The sequence below is a fragment of the Parachlamydia sp. AcF125 genome (assembly GCF_018342475.1).
GTDB lineage: Bacteria > Chlamydiota > Chlamydiia > Chlamydiales > Parachlamydiaceae > Parachlamydia.
In genome coordinates this window covers 89265-106172 of record NZ_JAEMUD010000001.1, presented here as the reverse complement: position 1 = coordinate 106172, position 16908 = coordinate 89265, and the positions used below count along the sequence as shown (strand labels likewise).

The 16908-nt window shown below is 41.7% G+C and carries 15 protein-coding genes; 12 read left to right on the top strand and 3 right to left on the bottom strand.

The genetic code is table 11. The annotated features are described in order from the left end of the window. Positions 1-18 precede the first annotated feature (18 nt). Positions 19-1404 (top strand): alanine/glycine:cation symporter family protein, encoded by a 1386-nt coding sequence (locus PARA125_RS00455; RefSeq protein ID WP_213156775.1) that lies wholly within the window; start codon positions 19-21, stop codon positions 1402-1404. A 52-nt stretch (positions 1405-1456) separates the two neighbouring features. Here the strand turns inward: PARA125_RS00455 and PARA125_RS00450 are convergent, their stop codons facing one another. Then, complete coding sequence (locus PARA125_RS00450) at positions 1457-4330, bottom strand: valine--tRNA ligase (RefSeq protein ID WP_213156774.1); 2874 nt, start codon at positions 4328-4330, stop codon at positions 1457-1459. 444 nt (positions 4331-4774) lie between these two features. Here PARA125_RS00450 and PARA125_RS00445 point away from each other — a divergent pair, with 444 nt between their 5' ends. After that, positions 4775-5014 carry an immunoglobulin domain-containing protein gene (locus tag PARA125_RS00445; protein ID WP_213156773.1) on the top strand — a complete coding sequence of 80 codons (240 nt, stop codon included), beginning with the start codon at positions 4775-4777 and terminating at the stop codon, positions 5012-5014. Between the two features lie 73 nt (positions 5015-5087). Here the strand turns inward: PARA125_RS00445 and PARA125_RS00440 are convergent, their stop codons facing one another. Further along, complete coding sequence (locus PARA125_RS00440) at positions 5088-6233, bottom strand: RsmB/NOP family class I SAM-dependent RNA methyltransferase (protein ID WP_213156772.1); 1146 nt, start codon at positions 6231-6233, stop codon at positions 5088-5090. 522 nt (positions 6234-6755) lie between these two features. Here PARA125_RS00440 and lnt point away from each other — a divergent pair. The 7 genes from lnt (at position 6756) to PARA125_RS00405 (ending at position 14282) form a co-directional block, all read left to right on the top strand. Then, a complete protein-coding gene (gene lnt, locus PARA125_RS00435) occupies positions 6756-8489 on the top strand; it encodes an apolipoprotein N-acyltransferase (RefSeq protein ID WP_213156771.1) in 1734 nt (577 codons plus the stop codon). Between the two features lie 130 nt (positions 8490-8619). Continuing rightward, a complete protein-coding gene (gene lpxC, locus PARA125_RS00430) occupies positions 8620-9504 on the top strand; it encodes a UDP-3-O-acyl-N-acetylglucosamine deacetylase (RefSeq protein WP_213156770.1) in 885 nt (294 codons plus the stop codon). After that, positions 9501-9974 (top strand): 3-hydroxyacyl-ACP dehydratase FabZ, encoded by a 474-nt coding sequence (gene fabZ / locus PARA125_RS00425; RefSeq protein WP_213156769.1) that lies wholly within the window; start codon positions 9501-9503, stop codon positions 9972-9974. Before lpxC ends, fabZ begins: the two co-directional genes overlap by 4 nt. Before the next feature lie 50 nt (positions 9975-10024). Then, positions 10025-10870, top strand: coding sequence for an acyl-ACP--UDP-N-acetylglucosamine O-acyltransferase (lpxA, locus tag PARA125_RS00420; RefSeq protein ID WP_213156768.1), 846 nt, complete (start codon positions 10025-10027; stop codon positions 10868-10870). A gap of 103 nt (positions 10871-10973) precedes the next feature. Continuing rightward, positions 10974-11918, top strand: coding sequence for a methionyl-tRNA formyltransferase (fmt, locus tag PARA125_RS00415; RefSeq protein WP_213156767.1), 945 nt, complete (start codon positions 10974-10976; stop codon positions 11916-11918). A gap of 7 nt (positions 11919-11925) precedes the next feature. Beyond that, complete coding sequence (locus PARA125_RS00410) at positions 11926-12672, top strand: type III secretionT3S chaperone (protein ID WP_213156766.1); 747 nt, start codon at positions 11926-11928, stop codon at positions 12670-12672. Between the two features lie 398 nt (positions 12673-13070). Further along, the gene (locus PARA125_RS00405) at positions 13071-14282 is read left to right on the top strand and encodes a hypothetical protein (RefSeq protein ID WP_213156765.1); all 1212 of its coding nucleotides are present in this window, start codon (positions 13071-13073) and stop codon (positions 14280-14282) included. On the opposite strand, the gene PARA125_RS00400 is transcribed toward PARA125_RS00405, so the two are convergent. Then, positions 14279-14461, bottom strand: a complete 183-nt coding sequence (locus tag PARA125_RS00400) for a hypothetical protein (RefSeq protein WP_213156764.1) — start codon at positions 14459-14461, stop codon at positions 14279-14281. The two genes, PARA125_RS00405 and PARA125_RS00400, sit on opposite strands and share 4 nt — an antisense overlap. A 693-nt stretch (positions 14462-15154) precedes the next feature. Here PARA125_RS00400 and rplC point away from each other — a divergent pair. From rplC to rplW, 3 genes are read left to right on the top strand one after another with little or no spacing between them, the layout of a single operon-like run. After that, positions 15155-15817, top strand: a complete 663-nt coding sequence (gene rplC / locus PARA125_RS00395) for a 50S ribosomal protein L3 (RefSeq protein ID WP_213156763.1) — start codon at positions 15155-15157, stop codon at positions 15815-15817. 20 nt (positions 15818-15837) lie between these two features. Then, positions 15838-16521, top strand: a complete 684-nt coding sequence (gene rplD / locus PARA125_RS00390; protein WP_213156762.1) for a 50S ribosomal protein L4 — start codon at positions 15838-15840, stop codon at positions 16519-16521. A 34-nt stretch (positions 16522-16555) separates the two neighbouring features. Next, a complete protein-coding gene (gene rplW, locus PARA125_RS00385) occupies positions 16556-16891 on the top strand; it encodes a 50S ribosomal protein L23 (protein ID WP_213156761.1) in 336 nt (111 codons plus the stop codon). Positions 16892-16908: the final 17 nt, after the last annotated feature.

Sequence of the window (16908 nt, the reverse complement as noted above, 5' to 3'; positions counted from 1 at the left end):
TGACTAATAGGGCTGAATATGGATTTTTTAAAGTTTTTACATGCCGTTTACGGAATTGTATGGGGATTTCCGCTCCTCATTTTGTTAATGGGAATAGGAGTGTATTTAACGATCGTTTTAAAGGGATTACAGTTTAGCTATTTGGGATATGCACTTAGGCTTGGCCTAGGCCTCGATAAAGCTAAAGAAGGAAAAGGAGATATCAGCCATTTTCAGTCTCTTATGACTGCTTTAGCTGCTACGGTGGGGATTGGAAATATTGCAGGTGTTGCCGCGGCTATTACTATTGGAGGTTTAGGGGCCTTATTTTGGATGTGGGTCACCGCTCTGATAGGAATGATTACCAAATTTGCCGAAGCCTTGCTCGCCTTGAAATATCGCACAATCGATGCAAAAGGGGAGATGTGTGGGGGGCCCATGTATTTTATCGAGAAAGGGCTTGGTTGGAAATGGCTCTCTCTTATTTTTGCTGCTAGCGGGGCCATTGCCGCTTTTGGTGGAGGAAATATGCTTCAAGCAAACTCTGTGGCTGATGTGATGTTTAGCTTTTTTCAGCTAGACCCCCTTTGGACAGGTAGTGCCATGGCCATTCTCATGGGATTGACTTTGTTAGGAGGAATTAAAAGCATTGGCAAAGCGGCTTCTATACTCGTGCCTTTTATGGGAATCATTTATATCGGGGGAGGGCTGCTTGTTTTATTAAAGTGTTATAAACAGATTCCTACTGCGGCCTGGGGAATTTTTTCCCATGCTTTTACAGGGCAAGCTGCCGTGGGGGGATTTGCAGGTTCTACCTTGCTGCTTTCAATGCAGGTTGGCATTAGTAGAGGTCTAATGACAAGTGAAGCTGGTTTGGGAACCGCCTCGATCGCTGCTGCTGCCGCAAAAAGTGATGTTCCAGGAAGGCAGGCGATGGTTTCCATGACAGGGAGTTTTTTAGCAACAGTTGTCATGTGCACCATCACAGGATTAATTCTGAGCGTCACAAACCTTTTAGGCGAAGTGGGTCCAGATGGTAAAATGTTAACGGGAGCGACAATGACGTTGACCGCTTTCCAATCTGTATTTGATTGGGGAGGATATGTAGTCTCTCTTGGGTTAGTTCTTTTTGCCTTTACGACGCTGCTTGGATGGGCTTATTATGGTGAAAAATGTGTAGAATATATGTGGGGACGTAAAATTGTACCTCTTTATCGGGTGATTTTCAGTCTGATGATCATTCCAGGGGCAATTTTGGAACTGGAAACTGTGTGGCTCATCTCCGATATTTTTAATGGGTTGATGGCATTCCCTAACTTGGTTGGTTTGTGTGGGCTCTCTGGGGCGGTGATTGCAGAAACAAGGGAATTTCTAAAAGAGCTTGAGGCAGAGAGAGCTCAAAAGCTGGCCCCTTCAAAAGCTTAAAAGATCTTTCTAAAGCCCGCAGACGTTTTCCATTCTTTACAGGCTTCATACTTTAACTTAAACTTTTTAATTTTAGTTTAATCTCTTCTAGCTCTTTTTCATTTTGGGAAAAAGCCTGTTTTTGCTTTTCGATTAATTGAGAGGGAGCCTTGCTAATGAATTCAGGATTAGCTAAAACCGCTCGTAATTTCTCCAGGGAGGAAATTAATTTTTCTTGTTCTTTCAATAGACGTTCTTTCTCATTCTTTAACAAATCTGCAGGTAGAGGGATCGCAATTTTGATCGATTCCATAATTCCAAATGAGGCAAACCCTAAGGAAGGATCGCTCTCATGCAATTGGATGCTCTTAGTCTTCACTAAAGAAGAGATCATTTTGAGATTGTGCTTAATAATTTGAATCGCTTCTTGATGGGCCGCGCCAATAATGTGCACATCTGTCGCTGCCCCGGGAGGAAGCTTCATTTCACCCCGGATATTTCGAATAGTATAGATCACTTTTTCCACAAATCCAAACGCTTTTTCAATCTCCGCATCGATGTGATTTTCACGTGGAACAGGGTAAGGTGCCACTGTACAAGCCATACATAGCAGGGCTTTGGCTGTATCCCGGGTATCAGGATCTGCTTGGGGGATTTCTTGAATTCCCTTTAATTGATCTTTAAGGGCATGGAAAAGCTCTTCGGTAATAAAGGGGGCCATGGGGTGCATAAGGCGGATTGCTTGACATAAGATAATGGCTAATAATTTTTGCTTGTTAGAACGCTCTTTAGGTGCGCCTGTTTTACCCATCAGCACAGGTTTGGCAATCTCTAAGTAGTAGGAGCAAAAATCTCTCCAAAAGAAATCGTAAGCTTCTTGAGCTGCTTGATCAAATTGATAGGCCGTTAATCCCTGCTCTACGCTTTTGATCGTTCGGTTCAAAAGAGAGAGGATCCAGCGATCTTCAAGGGCCAGCAAGGTAGCCTCGATTCCTTGGCTAAATTCCTGAGCTGTAAGGGCCGGATTGTTTTCATTGCCTTTTAAATGCATCAACACAAAGCGCGCTCCATTCCAGATTTTGTTTGCAAAATTCTTTAAATCTTCAAAACGGCGCCGATCTAGATCGATTTCTCGCGCTTGGGTAGCACTCATGCAAAGAGCCATGCGCATAGCATCTGTTCCGTATTGCTCAATGATTTCTAAGGGATCGATGATGTTTCCTTTAGATTTAGACATTTTTTCCCATTTAAAATGGACATCAGCCGGAAGGGGTTTGCCAAGATCGTATTCGATCCGTTCTTTTTCACTTAAATAAGCAATTCCCCCTCCTGGAGCATCTTTCCAGTAGGATTTGCCGTAAATTAAGCCATGTAGGAATGTTTCAGGGAAAGGAGGGCGCTCCATAGCGTAATCCCCCATGAAAATCATCCGAGCTACCCAGAAAAAGAGGATATCATGCCCAGTGATCAAGACCGAATTAGGATAGAACTTTTTTAGTTCAGGCTTATCTTCAGGCCAACCTAACGTGGCAAAAGGCCATAAAGATGAAGAAAACCAGGTGTCTAAAACATCTTCATCTTGATACCAATCGTCAGGATGCGCTTCAACTTCAGGAGGAAGCCCTTCCCCATCGTAGCAAATTCTTTGCTCAGGGTTATTTTTATTATACCAAATGGGAATACGATGCCCCCACCAAAGTTGGCGGCTAATGCACCAATCGCGCAAATGATCGATCCAATGAAAATAAGTATTTTCCCAATTTTTTGGAGTTAAGCTTACTTGTTTATTTTCAATAATATGGCGCAATTTTTTTCCAAACTCCCCCATCCTTACAAACCATTGTTTGGAAATATAGGGTTCGATCACAGCCTTTGAGCGGTAAGAAACGCCTACGCGGTTGACGTGCGGTTCAATTTTTTCTACTAGTCCCAGCGCTTTCAGTTCTTGCACGACTGCCTCGCGCGCCTCTGCCATGCTTAAGCCTGCAAATTTTCCCCCGTTTTCATTGATTTTTCCATCAGGTGTCATAATGTTGATAAAAGGGAGATGGTGAGTGATTCCCATCTGATAGTCATTCGGATCATGAGCAGGCGTAATTTTAACCATGCCTGTTCCAAACGCAGGATCGACATGATGATCGGCAATAATGGGAATTTCCCGATTCATTAAAGGGAGGATCACTTTTTGCCCGATCAAATGTTGATAGCGCAAATCTTTGGGAGAAACAGCTACAGCTGTATCGCCAAGCATTGTTTCAGGACGGGTTGTGGCAATATGAACGTGGCCAGGCTGATCTTTTAAGGGGTATTTGAAGTGCCATAAAAATGAATGTTTCTCTTCATATTCCACTTCGTCATCAGCTAAAGCGGTTTGAGTAACAGGATCCCAGTTGACTAGATAGTCTCCTTGATAAATCAGGTTGGCATCGTAGAGTTTTTTGAACATCTTTCTAACGGCCGCATTATTGCCTGCGTCCATGGTAAACCTTAAACGGGACCAATCACAAGAGCAGCCTAAAGATTTCAATTGGCGCAGAATGACTTTTTCGCTGTCATCTTTCCATTTTTGAACTCTTTTTAAAAATTCTTCCCGAGGGTAATCGATCCGTCTTTTACCTTCCGTTTTCATGAGATGGCGTTCTACAACTGTTTGAGTGGCAATTCCTGCGTGATCTGTGCCGGGTACCCATAAAACTTCAAAGCCTTGCATCCGTTTCCAGCGAATCAAAATATCTTGCAGCGTGTTTACCAAAGCATGCCCCATATGCAGCACACCTGTCACGTTGGGAGGGGGAATGACAATACAATAACCAGGCTTTGGAGAAAGCGGATTAGCTTTAAAGAAATGGTGTGTTTCCCAAAATGTTGTCCATTTCGATTCGACGAGCTTGGCATCATAAGCTTTGGAGAGTTCAGGCTGATTTTTATCTGCTGTTAGAGTTGGCATGGGTAAATTCCTTTAAGATCATCATGCGATAGAGAATAACAGATACAGGCCTATCTCTCAAGGATCTTTCCTGATTTAAGTTCCAGGAGAAAGAGTGACTACCGGAGGAGAGAAGGGGGAGTCATATATTTTAATTGATTTCTTCCTTACGTCAAAATGCAAAGATCCTTTTGGGGAGAGGTTAAGCAGGAAGGTATAAAGTAAAAAAATGGGTGGAGTTACAGTATGTTTATCATTATCTAAGCTTTTCTCTTGTTTAAGAGAAGATGTTTATTAAAATTGAAGTTAAATGTTTTTTATTTATTAAAATAATCTCAAATTTAAAGTCTGGCAAAAGGTTTTTAATTTATTTCTACTTGTTTTTTTTTAATAACGTGAGAATCCGAATATGGCATGCCATATCCTAAAATATCCGTTTATAAGCACACAGGAACCAAATAATGGATGAGGTCAAAGAGCGGCCTGCATCCTATCAACCTTAAAATAGGGTTTTCTGTATGGACTCCTGTATTAGAAAAATTTAACCCAAAAACGGAAGTTAGAGCTGCTTTGAATGCTTTAGAAAGTGAGCTAAAATTGGCACGCATTGTCGCAGAAAACAACGGCATGATAAAGGAGGGCGATTCGATTCTCTTAACATGCAAGGTTGATGGACAGATAAAAATCCAGCTGCAACGCCAATAAAATATCTCAGCGTGACCAGTGAAACATTGTGGTCACGCCAGTCTGAATGCAGCAAAAAGCGAGAGCTATCCTGCTATTTTTGCTTTTTGCGTAGCACGGCAGCAAAGAAACCATCCATTTCTCCCTGTTGGGGAACCGATTGGAAAATGTTCCCCACAATCTCCAAATCATAAGTTTTTATAAAGTGGTCGATCTGCTCTTGGTTTTCTTCATTTAATAAGCTGCAAGTAGCATACACAATATGCCCGTCAGGCTTGACAAAACTTAAGGCTTTTTCAAAAATTATGCGTTGTTGGCCTACAAGGCGATCTAACATCTCTTCTGAAAACTTCCATTTCATATCAGGGTTTCGTCGCAATGTTCCTACGCCGCTGCAGGGCACATCAGCTAAGACCCAATCCATTTGCTTTTTAAGCTTTTTGAGTTTTTGCTCATCATCCGGATTGACAATTTGGGCATTTTGGACTCCAGCCCGGCGCAACCTCTTTTTGGCCTCTACCAAAATTTTCTTGCGAATGTCATGCAAAAATATTTGTCCTGTTTTTTGCATTTTAGGAGCAAATGCAAGCGTCTTTCCTCCAGAACCTGAGCAATAATCCAAAACTTGTTGGCCCGGTTCGACTTGCACCAGGGCGGCAATTAATTGGCTGCCCTCATCTTGCACTTCAAATAACCCTTGCTTGAATTCGGGGAGGTCAAAAAAATTAATCTTTTTATGAAAAATAATGCCCGCTGGAGAATGGGAACAAGTGGAGACTTGATAATTTTCCTCCCACTTTTTGAGAAGGGCCTCTCGATCTGTTTTTAGGAGGTTCACCCGCACAGTTGTAGGGGCAGGCGCATTGCTGGCTAAGCAAATTTCTTTTCCTTTTTCCAAGCCGTGGCTTTTTAAAATCCGATTATAGAGGGGCAGAGGGAAACCAAACCGGATATGTTCTGGGATAAAATCTTTATTAATCAACTCGGGAATATGAAGAGTTTGGTAAGTTTTCCATCTCTTTTCCCAAGAGGAGTTTTCTCCTTCAAAAAAATCAATTAAAGATTTCCACCGGATCATCCCGTAAATAGATTCTGCGATAAAAGCGCGGTCTTTTGATCCCAGGCTTTTGTGAAGTTTAAAATAATGGCTGATGGCTAGATCTAAAGGGAGTGTTTGTTCGCTATAAAAATCTAGCAGAGCAAATAAGTGTCTTAGACGGAAAAAATTTGTAGGGGACATAATTTAAAAAGTTGAGATTTAAAAAGTAAAAATTATACTCCATTTTCCAATCAATTGCAATCATTCGCTCATCCAAGGACCAAAATAGGGAGCTGAATTAAAAAGATAGGAAAAAAAAGCTGAAGGAGCATACATCTAAAAAAGGGTAAGGCCTATTTAGCTGCCATTTAAAGTATTTTGAGGTTCGGTAAATTTGGGTCCGCGGTTCCCCCACCTGGTAGAACTTTTAGAAGTGTTAGCAGGAATTTGTTTAGCGATTGGATAGAGATTGGATAGAGATTGGATAGAGAACCCGGGCCTCGCAGTTTTGTGAGGGAGGCCTTATTTTCCCCAGAGGAGAGTTATGGCAAGCCTAATACCTTATCCCTTACAAAGGGAAAAGCTTTTGAAAAATCTTGGGATATTTGAAAACATATGGTATGTTTTCTCTTGTGGCTTAGGAAGATAGGGGTATTAGGGGATGCCGTGCATCCATTTCTGCTTTCAAGCTGGACGCTTAAAAAAATAGCATGGAACAACTGAATGTTGACAGACTTAAATAATGGGTACCGATTTGTTTTAGCTGTTGTAGCTTTTTTTATTGTGGCTTTTGGGCAGCCTGCATGGAGCTCGTCTCTTGGAGCCTTGGCAGCTTTGATGGGATACGCCTTGATAGGGCGGGTGGTGATTTCCTATTCTCGCCCTTTATCCCGTTTTTTAGTGGCGGGCGCCTGGTATTTTGCGGTGCAACTTGTACAGCTTTCTTGGTTTATTTCCCATCCCTATGCCTATATTTATATTGTTTATGTGGGCATGTCTTTGATATTAGGCGTGCAATTTGGGTGGGTGGGGATCCTAATGACTCCCTGTCGTTTGCGCTCTCTTATTGGGATTATTGCCATTCCTTCTGCTTGGGTTGTTTTAGAGTGGTCTAGGTTATTTATTTTATCGGGTTTTTCCTGGAATCCCTCCGGGCTTATCTTAACTGGAAACATCTTTTCTCTTCAGCTGGCCTCTCTTTGGGGCGTTTTTGGGCTTTCTTTTTGGGTTTTGCTTGTAAATTTGCTCGGTCTTAGGGCTTGGCTGCTCAAAGCTCCCCTTTCTTATGCCCTTTGGATGGTAGCAGCTTTACTTCCCTATGCTTATGGGTATGCACACATTCTTTTGCATGAATATTGGATGGAAGAAGAGCACCGGCTTGCCCTAAGGGAGAATAAAAGCCCTTATTTTTCTGCTATTTTAGTTCAGCCTGCTTTCCCTGTTGAGTTGACTTTCGATTGGAAAAATCCAGATGATTTTGTCGCTTGTGTGATGCAAAAATGGACGCACATTCTAAAAATTACCAAGAAACATTCAGGAAATTCTGTCGATTTAATTGCCTTACCTGAATTTCTGGTCCCCTTTGGCACCTATAGCTTTGTTTATCCCTATGAAAAAGTGGCAAAATCGTTTGAAGAAATTCTAGGAAAAGAGAGTATAAGGTTTCTTCCTCCTTTAGGATTACCTTTTGCGACTCAATTATTGACCGATCAAGGCCCAAAATGGTTTGTAAATAATGCATTTTGGACGCAAGCATTAAGCAATTATTTTAATAGCAATATGGTCGTTGGCTTAGAAGACGTAGAAGAGACGCAAAATGGAAGAGAATATTATAGCGCAGCTCTTTTTTTTCAACCGATGCGCCAGCTTCTTTCAAGTGAAAAACCTCGGCGGGCTGAGCGGTATGCAAAGCGCATTCTAGTTCCTATGGGAGAATACATTCCTTTCGCTTTTTGCAGGGAGTTGGCCGCTCGGTATGGAGTGAATGGCTCTTTCAAAGAAGGGCTAGAAGCCAAAATTTTAACAGCGAATAAACTTTCTTTTGGGGTTTGTATATGCTATGAAGAGACGTTTGGGTATCTCACACGCGAAAATAGGCAACTTGGGGCAAACCTTTTAGTCAATTTAACAAGCGATGCTTGGTTCCCCTCTTCTCGCTTACCTCAACAACATTTCGATCATGCTCGGTTAAGAACCGTCGAGAATGGGGTTCCTTTAATCAGAGCGTGCAATACGGGCGTCACCGGGTCGCTTGATAGCTTAGGTCGGCTAACGGGCAAATTGGGGAATACCTTAGCAGAAATAGAAGAATTTTCTGATTCAATTCTTGTGCACGTTCCCACTTATCACTATCGCACCTTATATACCTTGTTGGGAGACAAACTCATTATTGGCTTTTGTTTTTTCGTTTTATTATGTTTAGGTATTTATGAATATAAACATCGCCATCTTTCTTGAAAGTCTGCGATAATTTGTTATGTTGCTAAACGGCAATCTTTACGGTTTTCTCTTGATTAAAACAAAAGCATTTAATTATCCTAACCTCCATTATGAAATAGGTTAATATGAAGGAACAGGTTCGATTCGTGTGAATGCTTTTAATGCGGATCTAGAAAAAATATGTCGACAGCAGCGCACTCTTAAAAAAAGCGTCTCTTTTTCAGGGATCGGCATTCATACAGGAAAAGAAGTTTCGCTTCAATTTTGTCCTGCTAAAGAAGGAACTGGCATTGTTTTTAAACGAGTGGATCTTCCAAGCCAGCCTCTTATCCCTGCCACTGTCGAATATGTATGTGATACGAATCGAAGTACCACTTTAGGGATCGGTCCAGTGCGTATTCATACGGTGGAGCATGTTTTAGCAGCAATTCGCGCTTATGAAATTTCTAACTTATGCATCGAAATCACGAGTATTGAACCTCCCGTAGGAAATGGAAGTTCAGACGTATTTGTAGAAATGATTGAAGAAGCGGGGATTGAAGAGCAGGAAGGGATTGTTCCCGTGATTAAAATAAAAGAACCCGTTTATTGGTCTGAAGGAGAAATCCATTTAGTGGCTCTTCCTGCAGATGAATACCGCATCAGCTATACCTTAAGTTATCCGACTTCCACTGTTTTACAAGCTCAATTTCACTCGTTGAGAGTCACGTCAGAAAGCTTTAAAAATGAAATTGCCCCTTGTCGTACATTTTCTCTTTACCAAGAGGTTGCGATGCTCATGGACAAAGGGTTAATTCAAGGAGCAAGTTTAAACAATGGGGTCACTATCAAAGATGGTGCAGTTTTAAGCAAAGGTGGCTTATTCTTCCCCAACGAAATGGTTCGACATAAGATATTAGATATGATTGGGGATTTTTCTCTTGTCGGCTTCGATTTTTTGGCGCATGTTATTGCTATCCGCTCGGGACATGCCTCCAATTTTGCCTTCGCGAAAAAACTCTTACACTCTATTACAACGGAGAAACCCTCATGACTCCTGACTCTAGCGAGATGCCTGTAATCTTTGATATTAAAAATATCCTTAAAATTTTACCTCATCGTTATCCTTTTTTGTTGGTTGACAGAATTATTGAGATGGATTTAGAAAAGGGGTATATTTTAGGCCAAAAAAACATTACCTTTAACGAATCATTTTTTCAAGGTCATTTTCCTGGAGCGCCGATCATGCCTGGAGTGTTAATCCTTGAAGCTCTTGCACAAGCGGGGGGGATTTTAGTTTATTTAAAAGGGGAAAGTGAAATAGAAAAAATCGCTGTTCTCATGAATGTCAACCAAGCTAAATTTCGTCATCCTGTGCGTCCCGGAGACGTTCTTATCTTAAAAGGAGAAGGACAACTGTTTAGTAAAAAGGGAGGGAAAATTAAAGCAACAGCCTTTGTCAACCATAAGGTTGCCGTCGAAGCTGAAATTGGTTTTGCTTTAGTTCCTAAAAGCCAAATTTAAAAATTATAAAAGTAACGTCACTAAAACTAAAGACTGAGATTCCATTAAGCATGAGTCAATCTAAAATTCACCCAGCAGCCATTATAGAGCCAGGGGCAACTATTGGCAAAAACGTCACAATAGAGCCGTTTGCCGTTATAAAAAGCACGGTCACCCTAGAAGATGATGTGGTGATTATGTCGGGTGCCTATATAGAAGGGAACACCACCATTGGCGCTGGAACTAAAATTTACCCCTATGCAAGCATCGGGACGAAGACCCAAGATCTTAAGTTTCGGGGGGAAAAAACTTTCGTTAAGATTGGAAAAAACTGCGAGATTCGTGAGTTTGTGACGATCAATTCGTCTTGCCAAGAAAATTCGGCGGTAGAAGTGGGAGATGAATGTTTGATTATGGCCTATTGTCATATCGCCCACAATTGTGTTTTAGGTAAAAAAGTGATTATGAGTAATAATGCTACGTTAGCAGGGCATGTTATTCTAGAGGATTATGCCATTATTGCAGGATTTACCCCGATCCATCAATTTGTAAGAATTGGAGCTTATGCCATGGTAGGTGGAATGAGTCGCGTCACGCACGACATCCCTCCTTACACAATTGGGGCGGGCATTCCCTTTAAATTTGGGGGTTTGAACCTAGTTGGGCTTAAAAGGCATGGATTTCCATTAAATACGCGTCGCGAGTTAAGTAAAGCTTTCAAATTAATGTACCGCTCCAAATTACGGTTGGATGAGGCCTTAGAGATCATGGAGCGAGAATTAGAGCCTTTGCCCGAAGTTCGCCACTGGATAGACTTTTGCCGCTGTTCCAAAAGAGGTTTAATGGGCCTGCAAGGAATATCTAATTCGGATGAATTGGAAGAAGAAGAGCAAGTGTCTGAGCTCGTCTCTCCGTAAAGCTGGATGTTTATCGAAATACGATTGACACAAGCGCAAAATTTGCATTGATTTGTCGCTTTTCTAGCCCATTCTCTAGTTTTACCCAGTAAAGGTGCCCGCTATGAAAGTTGTTTTCTTTGGAACGCCGCAATTTGCTGCAGACGTTCTAAGCGATCTTTTAAAACACAATATCCAAGTTCTGGCTGTTATTACTAAGCCAGATCGCGCCCAGGGCAGGTCTAAGCAATTAGTGCCAACCCCGGTGAAGCAAGTGGCTTTAATGCAAGAGCCTCCTCTTCCTTGCTTCCAGCCAGAATTAGTTTCTGCTCCCGAATTTGCAGCTACCCTAGCGGCCTTTGAAGCTGGCTTGTTTGTAGTGGTCGCTTATGGGGAAATTATCAAACAGCACCTTTTAGACATGCCCAGAATGGGGTGTATCAATTTGCATGCCAGCCTACTTCCAAAATACCGCGGAGCCGCGCCTATTCAACGCGCGATTATGAATGGGGAAATGGAAATTGGCGTGACTATTATGCATATGGTTAAAAAAATGGACGCTGGCGACGTGATTAAAAAGGCCTCTATTCTAATCGATGAAAATCAATCTTTTCCCGAGGTCGAACAAAGGTTATGTCAAATCGGCTCCCATATTCTGCTTGAAGTGATCCACGAGATTGAGGAGGGGACAAGTCAGCGCCATCCTCAAAATCATGCAGAAGCTACCTTTGCCCCTAAGATAGAGCTTGAAGATTGTTATATCGATTGGAACCGCCCCGCTTTACATGTTCATCACCTTGTGCGTGCTGTTACGCCAGATCCAGGGGCTTGGTGTTATGTCGAAGTGAAACAACAAAAAAAACGGTTAAAAGTTTTAAAAAGTCAAGTAGTCTCTTCAAGTGAGTATCAGCCAGGCGAAATTCTCCGTTATGGAAAAGAGGGATTGATTGTAGGGTGTGGTGAAGGGGCGCTTCAAATTGTCACTCTTCAACTTGAGGGGAAAAATGTGATGAAGGCTGAAGAGCTGATAAGAGGAATTCCAAGGCAAATGTTTTCTTTAGTAAAGTAGGTATGCTATGACCTCAATGTCTATCCCAGCACTCCTTTTTAAGACTTTTCCTTGCCTTTGTGCACCCCATGAACCTGCCGTTAAAGAAGCCGTTATTCTAATCCAAAAAATTGTTAAATTAGGAGGGCGCTTTTTTTCCACTCTTCAAGGATGCTGGTACGTGGGGTATGGATCAAAATTATTCCTGTGGGATGGATTAAGGGGACGGATTAAATTATATAGGGAAAAAAAAAGAGAAACGATGGGCTCCATTCCCCAACCTTTACAGAGGTTTTATGCCCGCCTTAAATTTATTCAGCATCAAACCACGTGTTTTTCATTTTTAGGTGGACTTTCAGCTGTAGGGGCTGGAGGGTGCGGAATTGCAAGTGGAATATGTAGACTTAGCTATCAAGGCCTTTCTGGCGCAGTTACTTTGCTCACGGCTGCAGGGCGAGGATTTTTCATGTTTGGAGATCTTCTCTCCCTTCAATATTACGTAGACCTTTTTTTTGAGGCCTCCGAGCTTGCTAAATCAAGCAGGGGGGATGCACGCCAGGTTGCATTCAGAATGAGGGTTTCAGCAGGTATGGGAATTTTTATTTGCTTCTCTTATCTTTTTGCAGGGGCTTTGGTCTTGCTAGGAGGGTCTGCTGGAATGGCTTTCGCAATTGGTTGTGTAGCAAGCATGACAAGCTGCTTAAAAGGACTATTTGATTTTTTTTATAGAAACGATCAAACTTACTTATATCATTCAGCCATGAATGGCTGCTGAAAAATTGTTTTATTTGTTTACAGATAAGCTTTTTTTCTTTACGATAAAAAGCTCATCGTATATGTAAACATGTTAAACATCACCATTTATGTGGACGATGCTAGAAATGCAAACACCGTTGGCGTGTTTAGCTAGGATAGTCGGTGAGAGGTATAGCAAAATCAATCGTGCTTATTGATCGGGTTGAGAACCTAAAACCGAGTCGAAATAGGGCTTTTTAAGGATGCTGCTCAATTTGAATTGGATGAAAATTCTGCTTCTGGAATTTAAGTTTTAAACATCAAAAATAAGGTGTAAATATGTCTAATGTATATTTGTCTTCCTCTACTAGAACTCATACTCAATTTCCCACAAGTGGTAGCGATGATTCAAAAAAACACTTGAATGTGAAAGAGGGTTTGCTAAAGTTACTTAAAGGAACTGCATTTGTTGTGAAGTTTCCAAGCGAGCTTATCAAGCAAAAGCAGGGCTTGAGCAGTGCTGTAAGCACGGCAGCCTCCGGATTAGAGTTTACAGTGTTAGTGATTGCTACTTTGGCAAAAGCACAGTTTAATAGGCTAACTGAGGTTGCTACCTTAGTCAAAAGTGTTAAGAAATTTTTAAACTTAACCGAAGTTTTGGATAACAGTGGAGAATTAGCCCGATTGGCGCAAAAAGCAACTAAGCCTTATGGCGAAGATGCCGCTTGGGTGACAGCTGCTAAAGTCGCTTCCAGTGCGCTTTTCACTGTAGCCAGCGGTATGGAAGTTTTTGAGTTTGTGGCTAGAATCTCAGGAAAAGGCCTTAAGGTCCTCAATTTTACATGTAAAGGACTGAATGCAGTTCCCGTTTTTGGCCTTGTTAAAGATGCGATGGCCGTTGCTGGGATTGCGTTTTCTGCGGGTGTTAAAGGATATGAGGTATATTCAGGAGTTACAAAACGTCAAAAAAATGAAAGTAAATTGGAAAAGTGGAAAGATGTTAAAGCTTGGTTAAAAGAAGCAGATTCCGCAAAGAAGACGGCGCTCAAAGACCTTCAGGATGATTATGAAAAGAAAATAACAAAATACAAAAATTTAGCAGTGAGCAAAGAAGAGGCTAGAGAAGCTGCTGATGAGGCTGCAGAAGCACCTGCAGAAGAGACAGATACGACATTTGGTAAAAAGCCTAAACTAAGCGCAGAGGAGCATCGGTTGTTAGCTGTAGGCAAGAAAAAATCCGAGATTTGGAAGGCGCGTGTCGACTTGCTTAAATTGGCCCAAGCTGAATTTGCTGTAACTCGAGAAGGCGAGCAGGAACCAGCTAGTGAAGAGGCGATAAAAGCAGCAGAGACGACTAAAGAACTTTTTGAAAATCTAGTGAAAATAAAGAAAGAAAAAACAAAAGTAAAGGCCTATAACTACAACAGGTTTGCAATAAAAGCAGGTGTAGCTCTTGCTTTAAATGTTGCGAAGATAGGACTTATTGTAATGAGTAGCGTCTTCTTGTTTGCTGGTTGGGTGGGTCTGCCTTTCACACTCATCTTACTAGGTGCTAGCTTCGCGATCAATGTGGGGGGATTAGTTAACTACTCTGTTTGGGAGCAGTTCATTCCTGAAAAGAAAATGTCACACGCTGCGGCTGCGGCTTAAGCAATCTCTTGCTTGTATAACCGGCGGGAAATTCTCGCCGGTCTATGAGTGATTGTTATGATTTCTATTTCATCTCCTTCTTCGAAAAAATCCTCCTCAATTTCTGCAAAATTTCTTATCCACGAGTGGTTTTCGGTGTTTATTTTTATAGGTTGGATGACGGTTTTGGTTTGTGTCACACTCGCGTCACGAACAGAGGAAATTATCCCTCCCTCGTTAAAAGAGCAGCGCATTTTAGCAAAGAAAATTCAAGTTTCCAAGTTGAACCGAGCGTCTCCTAAATCAGCTCGTTCCGCAAAGAAAAAATCGAAAACTCCCGGTGGGGTTTAGAAAGCTTGGTAAAACTTAGCTCTTTGCCCGTCTGAATTTTAAATTTTTCTCCCATTCTTCAGCTTTTTAACTTAGCCGAAAGGTAACTTTTTTCCGCGAAAAAAAGCCTGTTAGGGATGCCGTCCCAAACAGTTTGCAGCTTCACTTGTAAAGTCCCTAGTTCAGCTTAAAAATAGGGTTTAAAAAGGGGTGCCTTGCAGGAAGCATACTGGAAAAGCCTAGGTTAATGCTGGAATAAATTAGGTGTTCAAGTTGACGTAAAAAGCCTTTTCTAGAAAGAAAAAAGAGGGCGAAAGTATAAAAGAATTAATTTTTTCCCTTTCAGAGAGAAAAACTCATTGTGATAAATCCTAAACTTTGATAGTCTACTCTTTTTAAGCGACTAAAAAGGTTGGTTAAAAGCCAAAATTCCTCTCTTCCACTCTGAAAAGAACACATCGCGTGTGCACCTTTTCACTAGAACAGGGAGAATAACTCTTGAATACGTTCAATTGATAGTATTTTAGTTTAATGGTTTCAATTTTGATGAAAGGAATTCGCACATGGCGATAAAATTAATGGGTAAAAAACGGGGGATGACACAGCGTTTTGATGAAGCTGGTAACCTCATCGTTTGCACAGTCATTGAAGTCGAACCCAATGTGGTGACACAGCTTAAAACGAAAGCAAAAGACGGTTATAATGCTGTTCAGTTGGGGTTTGAAAAAATTGAAGCAAATGATCCGCGCACGGTAAAAAGACGTACGTCAAAGCCCTTGCAAGGACACTATGCGAAAGCAGGTGTTGAGCCCCGCAGATTTTCTGGAGAGTTTCGGGTGGAAGATTCTGCCGAATTTTCTCTTGGGCAAGAACTCAAAGTAGACCTTTTCAAAGAGGCTGGATATCTCGATGTGACGGGAGTTAGCAAAGGTAAGGGTTACCAAGGGGTGATGAAGCTGCATAACTTTGGCGGTGGCCCTGCTGCTCACGGTTCAGGATTTCATCGACATGCTGGATCGACCGGAATGCGTTCTACCCCAGGTCGTTGTTTGCCCGGTGGTAAAAGAGCAAGTCATATGGGTGTCGACCGAGTTACTGTTGAAAATTTAAAAATTGTGCTAGTCGACGAAGAAAATAATCTGATCTTGGTTCAAGGGCAAGTTCCCGGGGCTTATGACAGCTTGCTTTTTCTAAGAAAAGCAAGAAAAAAGCGCAGTGCGAAATAATTAGCTTGGAGAATTAGATCGTGGCTTTATTAAAAGTTTTTGATATTAAAGGCAATGAAGTTGGGGAATTAGAGGTTGATAGCGCTTTTGCTGAAGCCCAAATTAATTCTCAAGTCGTAAAAGATTATATTACTGCTCTTAGAGCAAATGCAAGGCAATGGTCCGCTAATACAAAAGGGCGTTCAGAAGTTAAGCATTCGACAAAAAAACCTCATCCACAGAAGGGTGGAGGACGGGCTCGCCAAGGCTCGCTCGTAGCTCCTCAATATCGGGGTGGTGGTCGAGTGTTTGGTCCAAAACCAAAATTTGATCAGCATGTACGCATTAACAAAAAAGAACGAAAAGCGGTTATTCGTTTCTTGATCGGCGAGAAAATTCGCAATAACGCCTTAACCATTGTGCAAGATTTCCACATGGAAGAACCCCAAACAAAACATGTCGCTCAGTTTCTTGAAAAACAGGGAATTAACGGAAGAACATTGTTTATCGGGGAAGGAAACTTCGTTCAAGTTGGCGATGAGAATGACAGCAAAAAAGTTAGTGTGCGTTGCGAACAACATGACAACTTTATTAAAAGCATTCGCAATCTGCAAAAGGTTGAGTTTGCTTTAACGTCTCATGTTAGTGGATATGATGTAATTGTAGCAAAAAACATGATTGTGGGGGCGTCTGCGCTCGAACAGTTGAAAGAATGGCTTTGCTAACTTAAGAAACTACCAGGATGAAGGAAAAAAAATCATGGCGAATAAAAATCCCTATCATGTGGTAAAAGGTCCGCATGTAACAGAAAAGTCAGTCATGCTTCAAGGGTTAAAAAACGCTACAAGTAACCGCTCGCTAGCGGCATGTGAATCGCCTAAATATGTATTCATTGTAGATCGAAAGGCGAATAAGCAAGAAATCGCTCGAGCGGTTGAAGAGATTTATAGCGAAAAAAATATCAAAGTTGTCGCAGTGAACACGATTAATGTTAAGCCAAAGGCAAGACGTGTGCGTGGTCGTATGGGAAATAAACCAGGCTTTAAAAAAGCGGTGGTTACGCTTGAAGCTGGCGACAATTTAGATAACGTATAATTCCATGGGACGTGACG

Excerpts from the sequence above, each read along its gene's own strand:
- PARA125_RS00455 (WP_213156775.1), top strand. The coding sequence starts at position 19 with ATGGATTTTTTAAAGTTTTTACATGCCGTTTACGGAATTGTATGGGGA.
- PARA125_RS00450 (WP_213156774.1), bottom strand. The coding sequence starts at position 4,330 with ATGCCAACTCTAACAGCAGATAAAAATCAGCCTGAACTCTCCAAAGCT.
- PARA125_RS00445 (WP_213156773.1), top strand. The coding sequence starts at position 4,775 with ATGAGGTCAAAGAGCGGCCTGCATCCTATCAACCTTAAAATAGGGTTT.
- PARA125_RS00440 (WP_213156772.1), bottom strand. The coding sequence starts at position 6,233 with ATGTCCCCTACAAATTTTTTCCGTCTAAGACACTTATTTGCTCTGCTA.
- lnt (WP_213156771.1), top strand. The coding sequence starts at position 6,756 with ATGTTGACAGACTTAAATAATGGGTACCGATTTGTTTTAGCTGTTGTA.
- fabZ (WP_213156769.1), top strand. The coding sequence starts at position 9,501 with ATGACTCCTGACTCTAGCGAGATGCCTGTAATCTTTGATATTAAAAAT.
- lpxA (WP_213156768.1), top strand. The coding sequence starts at position 10,025 with ATGAGTCAATCTAAAATTCACCCAGCAGCCATTATAGAGCCAGGGGCA.
- fmt (WP_213156767.1), top strand. The coding sequence starts at position 10,974 with ATGAAAGTTGTTTTCTTTGGAACGCCGCAATTTGCTGCAGACGTTCTA.
- PARA125_RS00410 (WP_213156766.1), top strand. The coding sequence starts at position 11,926 with ATGACCTCAATGTCTATCCCAGCACTCCTTTTTAAGACTTTTCCTTGC.
- rplC (WP_213156763.1), top strand. The coding sequence starts at position 15,155 with ATGGCGATAAAATTAATGGGTAAAAAACGGGGGATGACACAGCGTTTT.
- rplW (WP_213156761.1), top strand. The coding sequence starts at position 16,556 with ATGGCGAATAAAAATCCCTATCATGTGGTAAAAGGTCCGCATGTAACA.